The 12,451-nt window shown below is 60.6% G+C and carries 14 protein-coding genes; 8 read left to right on the top strand and 6 right to left on the bottom strand.

Translation table 11 applies throughout. From position 1 onward, the window contains the following. The first annotated feature begins 193 nt into the window (after positions 1 to 193). Together rpmB and rpmG are read left to right on the top strand one after the other, a co-directional pair. The gene (gene rpmB / locus KW841_RS01205; protein WP_007975166.1) at positions 194 to 427 is read left to right on the top strand and encodes a 50S ribosomal protein L28; all 234 of its coding nucleotides are present in this window, start codon (positions 194 to 196) and stop codon (positions 425 to 427) included. A gap of 11 nt (positions 428 to 438) precedes the next feature. Then, the gene (gene rpmG / locus KW841_RS01210) at positions 439 to 594 is read left to right on the top strand and encodes a 50S ribosomal protein L33 (RefSeq protein ID WP_003177274.1); all 156 of its coding nucleotides are present in this window, start codon (positions 439 to 441) and stop codon (positions 592 to 594) included. 94 nt (positions 595 to 688) lie between these two features. Here the strand turns inward: rpmG and KW841_RS01215 are convergent, their stop codons facing one another. Together KW841_RS01215 and KW841_RS01220 are read right to left on the bottom strand one after the other, a co-directional pair. Then, positions 689 to 907, bottom strand: a complete 219-nt coding sequence (locus KW841_RS01215) for a peptidase inhibitor (protein ID WP_007975165.1) — start codon at positions 905 to 907, stop codon at positions 689 to 691. A gap of 168 nt (positions 908 to 1,075) precedes the next feature. Then, complete coding sequence (locus tag KW841_RS01220; RefSeq protein ID WP_218473100.1) at positions 1,076 to 1,438, bottom strand: cupin domain-containing protein; 363 nt, start codon at positions 1,436 to 1,438, stop codon at positions 1,076 to 1,078. Positions 1,439 to 1,673: 235 nt separating this feature from the next. On the opposite strand from KW841_RS01220, the gene KW841_RS01225 reads away from it, so the two are divergent. Further along, positions 1,674 to 3,167, top strand: a complete 1,494-nt coding sequence (locus KW841_RS01225; RefSeq protein WP_007975163.1) for an aldehyde dehydrogenase — start codon at positions 1,674 to 1,676, stop codon at positions 3,165 to 3,167. Between the two features lie 192 nt (positions 3,168 to 3,359). Next, on the top strand, positions 3,360 to 4,502 hold the full coding sequence (locus KW841_RS01230) for an MFS transporter (protein WP_218473101.1): 1,143 nt from the start codon (positions 3,360 to 3,362) through the stop codon (positions 4,500 to 4,502). Positions 4,503 to 4,597: 95 nt separating this feature from the next. Here the strand turns inward: KW841_RS01230 and KW841_RS01235 are convergent, their stop codons facing one another. Then, on the bottom strand, positions 4,598 to 6,172 hold the full coding sequence (locus KW841_RS01235) for a phospholipase D family protein (protein WP_218473104.1): 1,575 nt from the start codon (positions 6,170 to 6,172) through the stop codon (positions 4,598 to 4,600). Positions 6,173 to 6,232: 60 nt separating this feature from the next. After that, positions 6,233 to 7,666 (bottom strand): PLP-dependent aminotransferase family protein, encoded by a 1,434-nt coding sequence (locus KW841_RS01240; RefSeq protein ID WP_218473106.1) that lies wholly within the window; start codon positions 7,664 to 7,666, stop codon positions 6,233 to 6,235. A 179-nt stretch (positions 7,667 to 7,845) separates the two neighbouring features. Here KW841_RS01240 and KW841_RS01245 point away from each other — a divergent pair, with 179 nt between their 5' ends. Next, positions 7,846 to 8,091 (top strand): DUF1127 domain-containing protein, encoded by a 246-nt coding sequence (locus KW841_RS01245; protein ID WP_218473108.1) that lies wholly within the window; start codon positions 7,846 to 7,848, stop codon positions 8,089 to 8,091. Positions 8,092 to 8,234: 143 nt separating this feature from the next. Here KW841_RS01245 and KW841_RS01250 read toward each other — a convergent pair whose 3' ends face one another. Further along, a complete protein-coding gene (locus KW841_RS01250; protein ID WP_218473110.1) occupies positions 8,235 to 9,542 on the bottom strand; it encodes an FAD-binding oxidoreductase in 1,308 nt (435 codons plus the stop codon). A 147-nt stretch (positions 9,543 to 9,689) separates the two neighbouring features. Here KW841_RS01250 and KW841_RS01255 point away from each other — a divergent pair, with 147 nt between their 5' ends. Further along, the gene (locus tag KW841_RS01255) at positions 9,690 to 10,043 is read left to right on the top strand and encodes a YkgJ family cysteine cluster protein (RefSeq protein WP_007975156.1); all 354 of its coding nucleotides are present in this window, start codon (positions 9,690 to 9,692) and stop codon (positions 10,041 to 10,043) included. Between the two features lie 70 nt (positions 10,044 to 10,113). Here KW841_RS01255 and KW841_RS01260 read toward each other — a convergent pair whose 3' ends face one another. Then, a complete protein-coding gene (locus KW841_RS01260; protein ID WP_007975155.1) occupies positions 10,114 to 10,602 on the bottom strand; it encodes an Lrp/AsnC ligand binding domain-containing protein in 489 nt (162 codons plus the stop codon). A 157-nt stretch (positions 10,603 to 10,759) separates the two neighbouring features. Between KW841_RS01260 and dadA the strand changes: the two genes are divergently transcribed. Then, positions 10,760 to 12,064, top strand: a complete 1,305-nt coding sequence (gene dadA, locus KW841_RS01265) for a D-amino acid dehydrogenase (protein ID WP_218473112.1) — start codon at positions 10,760 to 10,762, stop codon at positions 12,062 to 12,064. Continuing rightward, positions 12,036 to 12,389 (top strand): RidA family protein, encoded by a 354-nt coding sequence (locus tag KW841_RS01270; RefSeq protein ID WP_007975152.1) that lies wholly within the window; start codon positions 12,036 to 12,038, stop codon positions 12,387 to 12,389. The genes dadA and KW841_RS01270 overlap by 29 nt, the downstream gene beginning before the upstream one ends. Positions 12,390 to 12,451 lie beyond the last annotated feature (62 nt).

The following is a 12,451-nucleotide window of genomic DNA, read 5'->3' on the forward strand; positions in this document are numbered from 1 at the left end:
CAACGCACACTGAATGTTGTTGCTCTCCAGTCTTTCTGGTATAAAGCAGCGCTCTTTTCTAGGGGCCCGGTTCCTTCACTGTAGGTGTAGCCGGTAAGACCTCTAAAGAAACGCGGCGCCTGGCGCCAAATGACTGAGAGATTAAGCGGCCAACCCATGCCGGGTTGGGCATGTGGTTTTAGAGGGCTGAGGCATGTCTAGAGTATGTCAAGTTACCGGTAAGGGTCCGGTAACCGGGAATAACATTTCCCACGCAAACAACAAAACCCGTCGTCGTTTCCTGCCGAACCTGCAGCATCACCGCTTCTGGGTTGAAGAAGAGAAACGTTTTGTGCGTCTGCGCGTATCTGCCAAAGGCATGCGTATCATCGACAAGCGTGGCATCACTGTCGTGCTGGCCGAACTTCGCCGCGATGGCAAGGTTTAAGGGAGCTAATCATGCGTGAATTGATTCGTTTGATTTCGAGCGCCGGTACTGGTCACTTCTACACTACCGACAAGAACAAGCGTACTACCCCGGACAAAATCGAGATCAAGAAATATGATCCGGTTGTTCGCAAGCACGTGATCTACAAAGAAGGCAAAATCAAGTAATTGATTTTTCTCTCTTACGAAAAAGGCCCGTATCGCGAGATACGGGCCTTTTTTGTTACGCGGGAATCGGGTGCCTTGTCAGCGCCGAAACGGATCAGCCGCAGTTGATGCTGACGATTATCCTGTCGGCATCGGTGTGCAGGTTGATGCGTTGCGGGCGCAGGTCCCAGCTCGAAGGGTACTTTGGTCCAGTGGCTCGCACTGGCGCGCCATTGGCCAGGGCGCGAACCTCTTCAAGCAGTTCCGGTGTGCATTTCTGGCCGATGGTGTATTGGGCGATGGCGAGATCGCATTGATCGGGTAAGACTGGCATGTTGCCTCCTTGCATGACTGTTGGTTGGGCGCCCACGTCGTCGGAAGCTGCACGTCCTGTGCGTTACCGGCCCGACAAAATGAAATACGGGGCACCTGTCAGCAAGTCTTACCCGGTGCCGCTGCCCGGGGCCAGCGGCAGAATGTCAGCGACTGTTTCGAGGTGGGCTCAAGACTTCTGTTCAAACGCTACGTAGATCTTGCGGCACGGCTCCAGCACTTCCCAGGTGCCGCGAAAACCTGCCGGGATCACAAAGCGATCGCCTGCGCGCAGGGTCTTGGCATTGCCGTCGCTGTCACGCAGCACCGAAACTCCCTGTTGGATCTCGCAGTACTCGTGCTCGGTGAAATTCACCGTCCACTGTCCGACTTCACCTTCCCACACGCCAGCATTCAACTGACCGCAAGGGCTGTTGTAGTGGTTGTACACCGCTTGTTCCGGGTCGCCCTTGAGCACTTTGGCCGGATCCGGGCGGTAGCGCTCGGCGGCGGTGGTGGCCTGGCTGAAGTCGACGACGTTCTGGATGTTCATTGTTGTTATCTCCCCGTGATTGCGGCGCGGTTGGTTGATGAGCCCAAAGTCTATGTTTATTAAAATGAACATCGCAAGGCCGTTTGCCGGCGTTGTGTCAAATATATTGAAACTTCATGTGCGGCTGGTTTAGGGTGGTGGATGCCTTCGGCCGAAAAGCAGGCTGGCCGGGCAGAATTCCTGACAGCGCCCGCGAAGAACGCGGGTGTCGTATCAATAAGAGGAGGACACTCGCATGACCACCCTGACCCGTGCCGACTGGGAACAACGTGCCCGCGATCTGAAAATCGAAGGCCGCGCCTATATCAATGGCGAATACACCGACGCCGTTTCCGCCGAGACCTTCGAGTGCATTAGCCCGGTCGATGGCCGTCTGTTGGGCAGGATTGCCAGCTGTGACGCCGCCGATGCCCAGCGCGCTGTGGAAAACGCCCGCGCCACGTTCAATTCCGGTGTCTGGTCGCGCCTGGCGCCGACCAAGCGCAAAGCCACCATGATCCGTTTCGCCGGCCTGCTCAAACAGCACGCCGAAGAGCTGGCGCTGCTTGAAACCCTGGACATGGGCAAGCCGATCAGCGACTCCCTGTACATCGACGTCCCTGGCGCGGCGCAAGCCCTGAGCTGGAGCGGCGAAGCCATCGACAAGATCTACGACGAAGTCGCCGCCACCCCGCACGATCAGTTGGGTCTGGTGACTCGTGAGCCGGTCGGCGTGGTCGGGGCCATCGTGCCGTGGAACTTCCCGCTGATGATGGCGTGCTGGAAACTGGGCCCGGCGCTGTCCACCGGTAACTCGGTGATCCTCAAGCCGTCGGAAAAATCGCCACTGACTGCCATCCGCATCGCTGCTCTGGCCGTCGAAGCCGGCATTCCGAAAGGCGTGCTGAACGTGCTGCCAGGTTACGGCCACACCGTCGGCAAGGCTCTGGCCCTGCACAACGACGTCGACACTCTGGTGTTCACCGGTTCTACCAAAATCGCCAAGCAATTGCTGATCTACTCTGGCGAGTCGAACATGAAACGCGTCTGGCTCGAAGCCGGCGGCAAGAGCCCGAACATTGTCTTCGCCGATGCGCCGAACCTGCAGGAAGCTGCCGAAGCCGCTGCTGGCGCCATCGCCTTCAACCAGGGCGAAGTCTGCACCGCCGGTTCGCGTCTGCTGGTGGAGCGTTCGATCAAGGATAAATTCCTGCCGCTGGTGATCGAGGCGCTGAAAACCTGGAAGCCGGGTAACCCGCTGGATCCAGAGACCAATGTTGGCGCGCTGGTCGATACCCAGCAGATGAACACCGTGTTGTCCTACATCGAGTCCGGCCATGCCGACGGCGCCAAGCTGGTGGCCGGTGGCAAACGTACCCTCCAGGAAACTGGCGGCACTTACGTTGAGCCGACGATTTTCGACGGTGTGAGCAATGCGATGAAAATCGCCCAGGAAGAAATCTTCGGCCCGGTACTGTCGGTTATCGCATTCGACAGCGCCGAAGAGGCCATCGCGATCGCCAACGACACGCCGTACGGCCTGGCTGCTGCGGTCTGGACTGCCGACATTTCCAAGGCTCACCTCACCGCCCGCGCACTGCGTGCCGGTAGCGTGTGGGTCAACCAGTACGATGGCGGCGACATGACCGCTCCGTTCGGTGGCTTCAAGCAGTCCGGCAACGGTCGTGACAAGTCCCTGCACGCGTTCGACAAGTACACCGAGCTGAAGGCGACCTGGATCAAGCTGTAAGCTCGTGAGGGAGGCCTGCCGGATAGCAGGCCTCCCGAACGACGCAGATCCCTTGTGGGAGCGGGCTTGCTCGCGAAGGCGGTGTATCAGCCAACATTGATGTTGGATGTGATGGCCTCTTCGCGAGCAAGCCCGCTCCCACATTTGTTTTGTGTGTCCTGAAGAAAAAATCAATCCACAGGAGCGTGGAACATGCGTTGGGCGACTTATTTCGCCGTCTTGGCATCTGTCCTGAGTGTCGGCCTGGCCCTGGGCGTCAGCATGCCGCTGGTGTCGTTTCGCCTGGAGAGCTGGGGCTATGGCTCGTTTGCGATTGGTGTGATGGCCGCGATGCCGGCCATCGGCGTCCTGTTGGGGGCGAAAATCTCCAGCCATCTGGCGGCGCGATTCGGCACGGCCAATCTGATGCGCCTGTGCCTGTGGGCCGGGGCGGTTTCGATCGGATTGCTGGCGCTGTTGCCGAGTTATCCGGTCTGGTTGGTGCTGCGATTGATGATCGGGGTGATCCTGACTCTCGTATTCATCATCGGTGAAAGCTGGATCAATCAATTGGTGGTCGAGGAGTGGCGCGGGCGGCTGGTGGCGCTGTATGGCAGCAGCTATGCGCTGAGTCAGCTGGCAGGCCCGGTGTTGCTGGGTTTTATCGGTACCGATCACGATTATGGCTTTTGGGTGGGTGTTGGTTTGCTGATGGCGGCTCCGTTCTTGTTGCTGGGCCGCAGTGGTGCACCGAGCAGCGAAGCCAGCAGCGTGACCTTGACTGATTTGCTCGCTTTCTGTCGTGGCCTGCCGGCGATTGCCTGGGCGGTGTCGCTGTTCGCCGCGTTCGAGGCGATGATTCTGACCCTGCTGCCGGTCTATTGCCTGCGCCAGGGCTTCACCACGGAGATTGCCCTGGCGATGGTCAGTACGGTGGTGGTCGGCGATGCGGTGCTGCAATTGCCGATTGGTGCGTTGGCCGATCGCTTGTCGCGCCGGGCGTTGTTTACCGGCTGCGCCGTCGTCTTGCTGGTGTCTAGCCTGGCGATTCCGATGCTGATCGATACGCTGCTGATCTGGCCGTTGTGGGTCCTGTTTGGCGCCAGTGCTGGTGGCTTGTTCACCTTGTCGCTGATCCTGATCGGCGAGCGTTATCGCGACGATGCGCTGGTGCGGGCCAACGCGCACATCGCCCAGCTGTGGGGCATCGGTTGTCTGGTCGGGCCGTTGCTGGCGGGCGCCGGCAGTCAGTGGATCAGCGGGCATGCGTTGCCGTTGCTGATGGCGGTCGGGGCCTTGGGCGTGTTGATCGTGGTGTCGCGGCAGGGGGCGTTTGGTGCGGTGCAACCGGCTTAGCTGATATTACAAAATCTGTGGCGAGGGGGCTTGCCCCCGTTGCGCTGCGAAGCAGTGCCAAGCCCCCTCGCCACAAGAGTTCCGCCAGGCAGCAGCTACAACATCCGCTCCAGCCCAACCGTGTCGCTCAGCCAGGCATTGAAACGACGCCACCAGCTCCCTGGCTCCTTGGTCAGTGTGTGCATTTTTCCGTCGTCTTCCGTACTCCAGACAATCTGACCGTTCTCCAGCTCCACTTGATAGCTCAGGGCTGGCGCCATGCCCTGCAGCGCCAGTTCGCGGACCCGTGCAGCCAATTCCGGACTGTCCACCAGCACGCCGACCTCGGTGTTCCACAGCACTGAGCGCGGATCGAAATTGAACGAGCCGATAAAGGATTTTTGCTGGTCGAAGATCATCGCCTTGCTGTGCAGGCTGGAATCAGAGCCGCGATAAGAGCTGCTGGAAAACAGGTGCGGCCCGCTACCGCTGCCGCCTCCCTCGCCGGGTTGACGACGCAATTCGTACAGCTTCACGCCGTGTTCCAGCAATGCCCTGCGATAGGGCGCGTAACCGCCGTGAACCGCGGGAACGTCCGTGGCTTCCAGAGAATTGGTCAGCAAACGTACCGAAACGCCGGCATCGGCGCGCCCGGTCAGGTACACCAGCCCCGGTTGGCCAGGCACGAAATAAGCCGAAATCATGATCAGCTCTTTGCGGACGCCATCGAGTTCAGGCGCCAATTGCGTGGTCAGCAGCAACTGCGGATCGGGCTCGCCCTTGGCCAGTACCTTGCTCGGCGCATCCCACAATGCCTGGTTCCAGGCCCAGATCAGTTCGCGGCGCCAGATCTCCAGGCGCGGATGGGTGGCGAAGGTCATCAAGTGTTTGTAGAGCGCATGATTCTGTTTGCGCGTTTCCGCCAGGGACTCTTCCAGTCGGGTGCGCGTGTTTTCCAGGTCGCGCAGGGTGGGTTTGCTCGACAGGAATTCGTCGATCGGCTTGCTCAGGGCGCTGTTCCAGTATTGGTCGAAACTGTGCCCGAGTTGCTCGGCAACCGGGCCGACACCGAGCAAGTCGATGTCAGTGAAATTCATGTTGGGCTCGGCGTCGTAATACTCATCCCCCAGATTTCGCCCGCCGACGATGGCCATGCTGCTGTCCGCCAGCCACAACTTGTTATGCATGCGTCGATGCTGTTGCGACAGGTTGAGCAGTCGGCCTACGGTACGTGTCACCCCCGTACTGCGGCCCAGGTTCAGCGGATTGAACACGCGGATCTGGATTTGCGGGTGCGCGGCGAGGGTGGCAATGACGCGGTCCAGGCCGTCGCTGGTCGTGTCATCAAGCAGTACCCGCACCCGCACGCCCCGGTCGGCGGCCTTGAGCAATTCCTCGATCAACATGCGCGTGCTGATGCCGTCGTGCACGATGTAATACTGCAAATCGAGGCTGCTTTGGGCATTGCGGATCAGTTCGGCGCGAGCGGTGAAGGCCTCGGTGCTGTCCGATAGCAGGCGAAAGCCCGACTGGCCCTTGTAAGGCGCGGCCTGCGCCTGGACCGAGCGGCCGAATGCGGAGTCTGAAGCCGGCAGCGCCTGGCTCGGTACACGTTGTACGTCGAGGCTGGCGCAACCGCCCAGGAACGCGGCGAGTAGCACAAGAGCAAGCAGGGGCTGTCTGACTCTCACGTAGGGTCGTTCCGTTTGGCGGCATAGTCAGGCATATGGACGCTGATTCACCAATAAAAGTCAGTCGCTGAGCTGATCGGTTTCCGCCAGCAATTTGATCGCTGTCGCACCGACCTTGCGCACCGCGTCTTCGATCTGCGGTGTTGGCTTGGCAGCGTAGTTCATGCGCAGGCAATTGCGGTATTTGCCGGAGGCGGAAAAAATACTGCCCACGGCAATCTGTACGCCCTGGTCGTGCAAGGCGCGATTCAGTTTCAGGGTGTCGAAACCTTCCGGCAGTTCGACCCACAGCATGAAGCTGCCTTGTGGACGACTGGCGCGGGTGCCGGCCGGGAAGTAGCGGGTTACCCAGTCGATCATCATGTCGCGATTGCGCTGGTATTGCGTGCGCATCCGCCGCAAATGCGGTTCGAAGTGGCCGCCCTTGAGGAATTCGGCGATGGCGATCTGCGGTTGCGGCGCGGTGGAGCCGGTGCTGATGTATTTCATGTGCAGCACCCTTTCCAGATAGCGGCCGGGCGCGACCCAGCCGATGCGCAGGCCCGGGGCCAGGGTCTTGGAAAACGAACTGCACAACAGGACGCGACCGTCCTCGTCGAAGGACTTGATCGTGCGCGGGCGCGGATAGGTGTAGGCCAGTTCGCCATACACATCGTCCTCGATGATCGCCACGTCAAACCGCTGCGCAAGCGTCAACAACGAGCGTTTGCGTGACTCTGGCATGATGTAGCCCAGCGGGTTGTTGCAGTTGGGCGTCAGCTGTATGACCTTGATCGGCCACTGCTCCAGGGCCAGCTCCAGCGCTTCGAGGCTGATGCCGGTCAACGGATCGGTGGGGATTTCCAGTGCCTTCATGCCCAGGCCCTTGAGGGTCTGCATCGCACCGTGAAAGCTCGGCGAGTCCACCGCCACAATGTCTCCCGGTTCGCAGATCGCGCGAATGCTGGTGGACAGCGCTTCGTGGCAACCGGTGGTCACTACCAGGTCGCTGGCGCCCAATTGGCAGCCGGAATCGAGCATCAGGCGGGCGATCTGTTCGCGCAGTGCGAGGTTGCCGTGGATGTTGTCGTAATACAGGCCGGGCATGTCCTGCCGCCGGCTGATCCGCGCCAGGTCGCGCAACAGGGGTTTCATGGTTGGACTGGTGATGTCCGGCATGCCGCGACCCAGTTGCACCACGTCTTTGCGCGGCACGGCGCGAATCAACTCCAGCACCTGATCCCATTGGGAGATGTCCACCGGCCGTTGGGCCGGGCGGCCGACTGCCGGCAGATCCGGCAGCTCGCGGCTGGCCGGGACGAAGTACCCGGACTTGGGACGTGGCGTGGCCAGCCCGCTGTCTTCCAGCACCCGATAGGCCTGCTGCACCGTGCTCAGGCTGACGCCATGCTCGACGCTCAGCGCCCGTACCGAGGGCAGCCGGTCACCGGGGCGATAGAAGCCCTGTTCGATACGCGTGCCGAGCAGTTCGGCCAGGTTGACGTAAAGGGTCATGGTGCAGCCTCGATAGGGGTGATTCGGTTAACCAGTACAGATCAGGCGAAAAATCGGGATTCAGTGGCAGAATCGGCAAAACTGTATGGAGTTAATACAGTTACTTTGAATCTGTAATGCTTTTGCGCGCCCACGCATCATGGAACCTCTGGCTACCCAAGTAAACAGGAGCATCCAAGATGAACGGTTTGAGCGATGTGCGGCTGACATTACACAGTCAGGAACTGGCGACTGGGCAGAACAACGGCGCGCGGGAGGCGGGCATGCACAATGCGTCGTCCGGCCTGAGTCGTTGGGACCGGTTCTGGCGCCGGCTGCACACGCGCAAGGCGTTGCTGGCGCTGACTCCGGATCAGCTCAAGGATGTCGGACTGACGCGGGAGCAGGCGCTGGAGGAGGGGCTGAAGCCTTTCTGGCGGATCTGAGCTTTGGAGTGTTCTTCAGGGCCTCATCGCGAGCAAGCTCGCTCCCACAAGGAGCGGTGGTGAACACAAATCTTGTGAACACCGCCAAACACTGTGGGACCGAGCTTGCTCGCGATGGCGCCGGTACAGGCCCCGCCAAACCTTCAGACCAACTCTTTCAGCCGATGCCACAACATCCCCAACGCGAGCAACGGCGAGCGCAAATGCTTGCCGCCGGGGAAGGTGATGTGCGGCACCCTGGCGAACAGATCGAAGCCGCCGCTGTGCTGGCCGCTGATGGCTTCGGCCAGCAGCTTGCCGGCCAGGTGCGTGGCATTCACGCCATGACCGGAATAAGCCTGGGCGTAATACACATTTGGCTGGTCCTTGAGCCGCCCGATCTGCGGCAGGCGGTTGGCGCCGATACCGATCATGCCGCCCCATTGATAATCGATCTTCACACCAGACAGTTGCGGAAAGACATCCAGCATTTTCGGGCACATGTACGCGGCGATGTCTTTCGGGTCGCGGCCGGAGTAATGGCAAGCGCCACCAAACAGCAGGCGGCGGTCCGCCGAGAGCCGGTAGTAGTCCAGCGCCACCCGTTGGTCACAGACCGCCATGTTCTGCGGCAGCAGGGCGTGGGCCTGTTCCTCGCTCAGTGGTTCGGTGGCAATGATGTAGCTGCCGGCGGGCAGGACTTTACCGCTGAGTTCCGGATTGAGGTTGTTGAGATAGGCGTTGCAGCCCAGCACCAGGGTCTTGGCGCGCACCGAGCCCTCGGCGGTATGGACCTTGACCTCGGGTCCATAGTCGATGCGGGTCACGGCCGACCGCTCGAACAGTCGGACCCCCAGTCGTTGCGCCGCCGCCGCTTCGCCCAAGGCCAGATTCAGTGGGTGCAGGTGCCCCGAGCCCATATCGATCAGGCCGCCGACGTACCGTGTGGAACCGACCACGGTGTGCATCTCATGGGCTTGCAGCAAACGGGTCTCGTAGCGATATCCGAGGCTGCGCAGTTCATCGGCATCCTCGGCGAACCCTTCAAGATCACGGGGCTTGTTGGCGAGGTCGCAGTAACCCCAGGTCAGGTCGCAGGGGATCTGGAAGCGCTCGACCCGTTGCCGGACGATTTCCACGGCTTCCAGGCCCATGAGTTTCATTTGCCGCACGCCTTCGGCGCCGATGACGCTGGTGAACTGATCAAGGCCGTGGCCGACGCCGCGAATCAGTTGCCCGCCATTGCGTCCACTGGCGCCCCAACCGATTCTGTGGGCTTCAAGCAACACCACGCTGAGGCCGCGTTCGGCCAGCTCAAGGGCCGTGTTCAACCCCGAAAATCCGCCGCCCACCACGCACACATCAGCCAGCACTTCGCCTTTGAGCATCGGGAGTTCGGGCTGCGGCAGGCTGGCGGCGGCGTAGTAGGACGTGGTGTGGTTCAGAGCAGGCTGTTGAGCACGTGGGGTCATGTGCGTGTTCCTGGTTCTTGCGTTTAGAAAATTCGACGGAGCATAAGCCGGACCTTCCCGGACGGGCAACATTGGTCGGCTGGTGCTGTCTGGATCGGGGCTTTTGCGTCAGAATCGCGCTCTATTCCGCTTTGGGTCACCGCTGCAATGAGCTGCAACAGCCAGACAATCCGCACATTGCGCCAACAGATTCCCTCATTCGAGTGCGTGCCCGGCTGCCATGACTGCTGCGGGCCGGTGACCACCTCGCCGGAAGAAATGTCGCGCCTGCCGCGCAAGACGCGCGCCGAGCAGGATGCCGCCATGGAAGAGCTCAACTGTGTGCATCTGGGGCCCAATGGCTGCACTGTGTATGACGAACGGCCGCTGATCTGCCGGTTGTTCGGTACCACCAAGACCTTGCCATGCCCGAATGGGCGCGGGCCGGTGGAGTTGATTCATCCGCGGGTGGAGAAACAGGTGTTCGAGTACATGGCCAGCACCCGGCAGGTGCTGGTTTAAAGGATCGCAGCGGGCCACGCGCTCCTATGTAGGAGCTGCCGAAGGCTGCGATCTTTTGATCCTTTGTTCCTCAATCCGGAATCGGCAAAGTCAAACTCTCCTTCACCTCTTCCATCACGATATAGCTCTTGGATTCCCGCACATGGGGCAGCTTGAGCAGGATGTCGCCCAGCAATTTGCGGTACGAGGCCATCTCGGAAATCCGCGCCTTCACCAGGTAGTCGAAATCCCCTGACACCAGATGACACTCCAGTACATGGGGCAGTTTCAGCACCGCACGTCGGAACTCTTCGAACGTATCGCCGGATTTGTAATCCAGGCTGATCTCGACGAACACCAGCAGACTACCCTTCAGGTGTTGCGGGTTGAGTCTGGCGTTGTAGCCCATGATGATCCCCTCGCGCTCCAGACGCCGGACCCGCTCAGTACAGGGCGTGGTCGAGAGCCCGACCTTTTCCCCAAGCTCGGTAAAGGAAATCCGCCCGTCCGCTTGCAGGATCCGCAGGATGTTGCGGTCGATCTTGTCCAGCTCACGTTTAGTCTGAGTGTTGGTCCGCATAGGGGATGCGCCTCCGTGAAAAGGGTTTTTGCCGAGAATTGTCGCCAAATATAGGCGCTTATATAGTGAAAAGCACTGGCAAATCTTTTTTACACTGCGCGCATCTAAAGCTCTGAACAACAAACGTCAGCGGTTAGCCGCGATGAGGGATATGAAAATGCGCGTCATGGTCTTGGGCAGCGGCGTCATCGGTACCACCAGTGCTTATTATCTGGCCCGTGCCGGGTTTGAAGTGGTGGTCGTCGACCGGCAGCCGGCTGCTGCCATGGAGACCAGTTTCGCCAACGCCGGGCAGGTCTCGCCGGGTTATGCCTCGCCGTGGGCCGCACCAGGTGTGCCGCTCAAGGCCATCAAGTGGCTGTTGCAGCGCCACGCGCCCCTGGCAATCAAGGCCACTGCCGACATCGACCAGTACCTGTGGATGGCACAGATGCTGCGCAACTGCACCGCCAGCCGTTATGCGGTGAACAAGGAGCGCATGGTCCGTCTGTCCGAGTACAGCCGTGACTGCCTCGATGAACTGCGTGCCGAAACCGGCATCGCCTATGAAGGCCGCAGCCTCGGCACCACCCAACTGTTCCGCACCCAGGCTCAACTGGACGGCGCCGCAAAAGACATCGCCGTGTTGAAAGAGTCCGGCGTGCCGTTCGAACTGCTCGACCGTGAAGGCATTGCCCGCGTTGAGCCGGCGCTGGCCAGCGTGACTGACATCCTCGCCGGCGCCCTGCGCCTGCCGAACGACCAGACTGGCGATTGCCAGATGTTCACCACCAAGCTCGCAGAAATGGCCGCGAACCTCGGTGTTCAATTCCGTTTCGGCCAGGACATTCAGCGTCTGGACTTCGCCGGTGACCGCATCAATGGCGTATGGATCGACGGCAAGCTGGAAACCGCCGACCGCTACGTGCTGGCCCTGGGCAGCTACTCGCCGCAACTGCTCAAGCCGCTGGGGATCAAGGCGCCGGTGTACCCGCTCAAGGGCTACTCCCTGACCGTGCCGATCACCAACCCGGCGATGGCCCCGACTTCGACCATTCTCGACGAGACCTACAAGGTCGCGATCACCCGTTTCGACAACCGCATCCGCGTCGGCGGCATGGCCGAGATTGCCGGTTTTGACCTGTCGCTGAACCCGCGTCGCCGGGAAACCCTGGAGATGATCGTCAACGACCTTTATCCTCAGGGCGGCGATCTGGCCCAGGCCGATTTCTGGACCGGCCTGCGTCCGACCACTCCGGATGGCACGCCGATCGTTGGCGCCACCCCGTTCAAGAACCTGTTCCTGAACACCGGTCACGGCACCCTCGGCTGGACCATGGCCTGTGGCTCCGGCCGTTTGCTGGCTGACCTGATGGCGAAGAAAAAGCCGCAGATCAGCGCCGAAGGCCTCGATATTTCCCGTTATGGCAACAAAACCCAGGAGTCTGCAAAGCATGTCAGTCCAGCGCCAGCTCACCAATGAGCGCATGAGTCAGATCGTCACCCATAACGGCACGGTTTACCTGGCCGGACAGGTTGGCGACGACATGAACGCCGGGATTGAACAGCAGACCCGTGAAACCCTCGCCAACATCGAGCGCTTGCTCGATCTGGCCGGCACCGACAAGCACAACCTGCTGTCGGTGACGATTTACCTGAAAGACATCGATGCGCATTTCGAAGGCATGAACGCGGTATGGGACAACTGGCTGCCAAAAGGCGTCGCCCCGGCCCGTGCCACCGTTGAAGCGAAATTGTGCGAACCGGAAATCCTGGTCGAGCTGTCAGTTGTAGCCGCTCTGCCATAAGCCTGTCAGAAAAGATCCCTCTCCCGGTGCTGTTGGTGGTTCACGCTGTCAGCCAGCGCCGG

Origin of the sequence: Pseudomonas sp. PDM28, assembly GCF_019219115.1 — a bacterium.
In the GTDB taxonomy this organism is placed as follows: Bacteria; Pseudomonadota; Gammaproteobacteria; order Pseudomonadales; family Pseudomonadaceae; genus Aquipseudomonas; species Aquipseudomonas laurylsulfatiphila.

What these genes read in the sequence shown, in the direction of transcription:
- rpmB (WP_007975166.1), top strand. Translation starts at nt 194, where the DNA reads ATGTCTAGAGTATGTCAAGTTACCGGTAAGGGTCCGGTAACCGGGAAT.
- rpmG (WP_003177274.1), top strand. Translation starts at nt 439, where the DNA reads ATGCGTGAATTGATTCGTTTGATTTCGAGCGCCGGTACTGGTCACTTC.
- KW841_RS01215 (WP_007975165.1), bottom strand. Translation starts at nt 907, where the DNA reads ATGCCAGTCTTACCCGATCAATGCGATCTCGCCATCGCCCAATACACC.
- KW841_RS01220 (WP_218473100.1), bottom strand. Translation starts at nt 1,438, where the DNA reads ATGAACATCCAGAACGTCGTCGACTTCAGCCAGGCCACCACCGCCGCC.
- KW841_RS01225 (WP_007975163.1), top strand. Translation starts at nt 1,674, where the DNA reads ATGACCACCCTGACCCGTGCCGACTGGGAACAACGTGCCCGCGATCTG.
- KW841_RS01230 (WP_218473101.1), top strand. Translation starts at nt 3,360, where the DNA reads ATGCGTTGGGCGACTTATTTCGCCGTCTTGGCATCTGTCCTGAGTGTC.
- KW841_RS01240 (WP_218473106.1), bottom strand. Translation starts at nt 7,666, where the DNA reads ATGACCCTTTACGTCAACCTGGCCGAACTGCTCGGCACGCGTATCGAA.
- KW841_RS01245 (WP_218473108.1), top strand. Translation starts at nt 7,846, where the DNA reads ATGAACGGTTTGAGCGATGTGCGGCTGACATTACACAGTCAGGAACTG.
- KW841_RS01250 (WP_218473110.1), bottom strand. Translation starts at nt 9,542, where the DNA reads ATGACCCCACGTGCTCAACAGCCTGCTCTGAACCACACCACGTCCTAC.
- KW841_RS01255 (WP_007975156.1), top strand. Translation starts at nt 9,690, where the DNA reads ATGAGCTGCAACAGCCAGACAATCCGCACATTGCGCCAACAGATTCCC.
- KW841_RS01260 (WP_007975155.1), bottom strand. Translation starts at nt 10,602, where the DNA reads ATGCGGACCAACACTCAGACTAAACGTGAGCTGGACAAGATCGACCGC.
- dadA (WP_218473112.1), top strand. Translation starts at nt 10,760, where the DNA reads ATGCGCGTCATGGTCTTGGGCAGCGGCGTCATCGGTACCACCAGTGCT.
- KW841_RS01270 (WP_007975152.1), top strand. Translation starts at nt 12,036, where the DNA reads ATGTCAGTCCAGCGCCAGCTCACCAATGAGCGCATGAGTCAGATCGTC.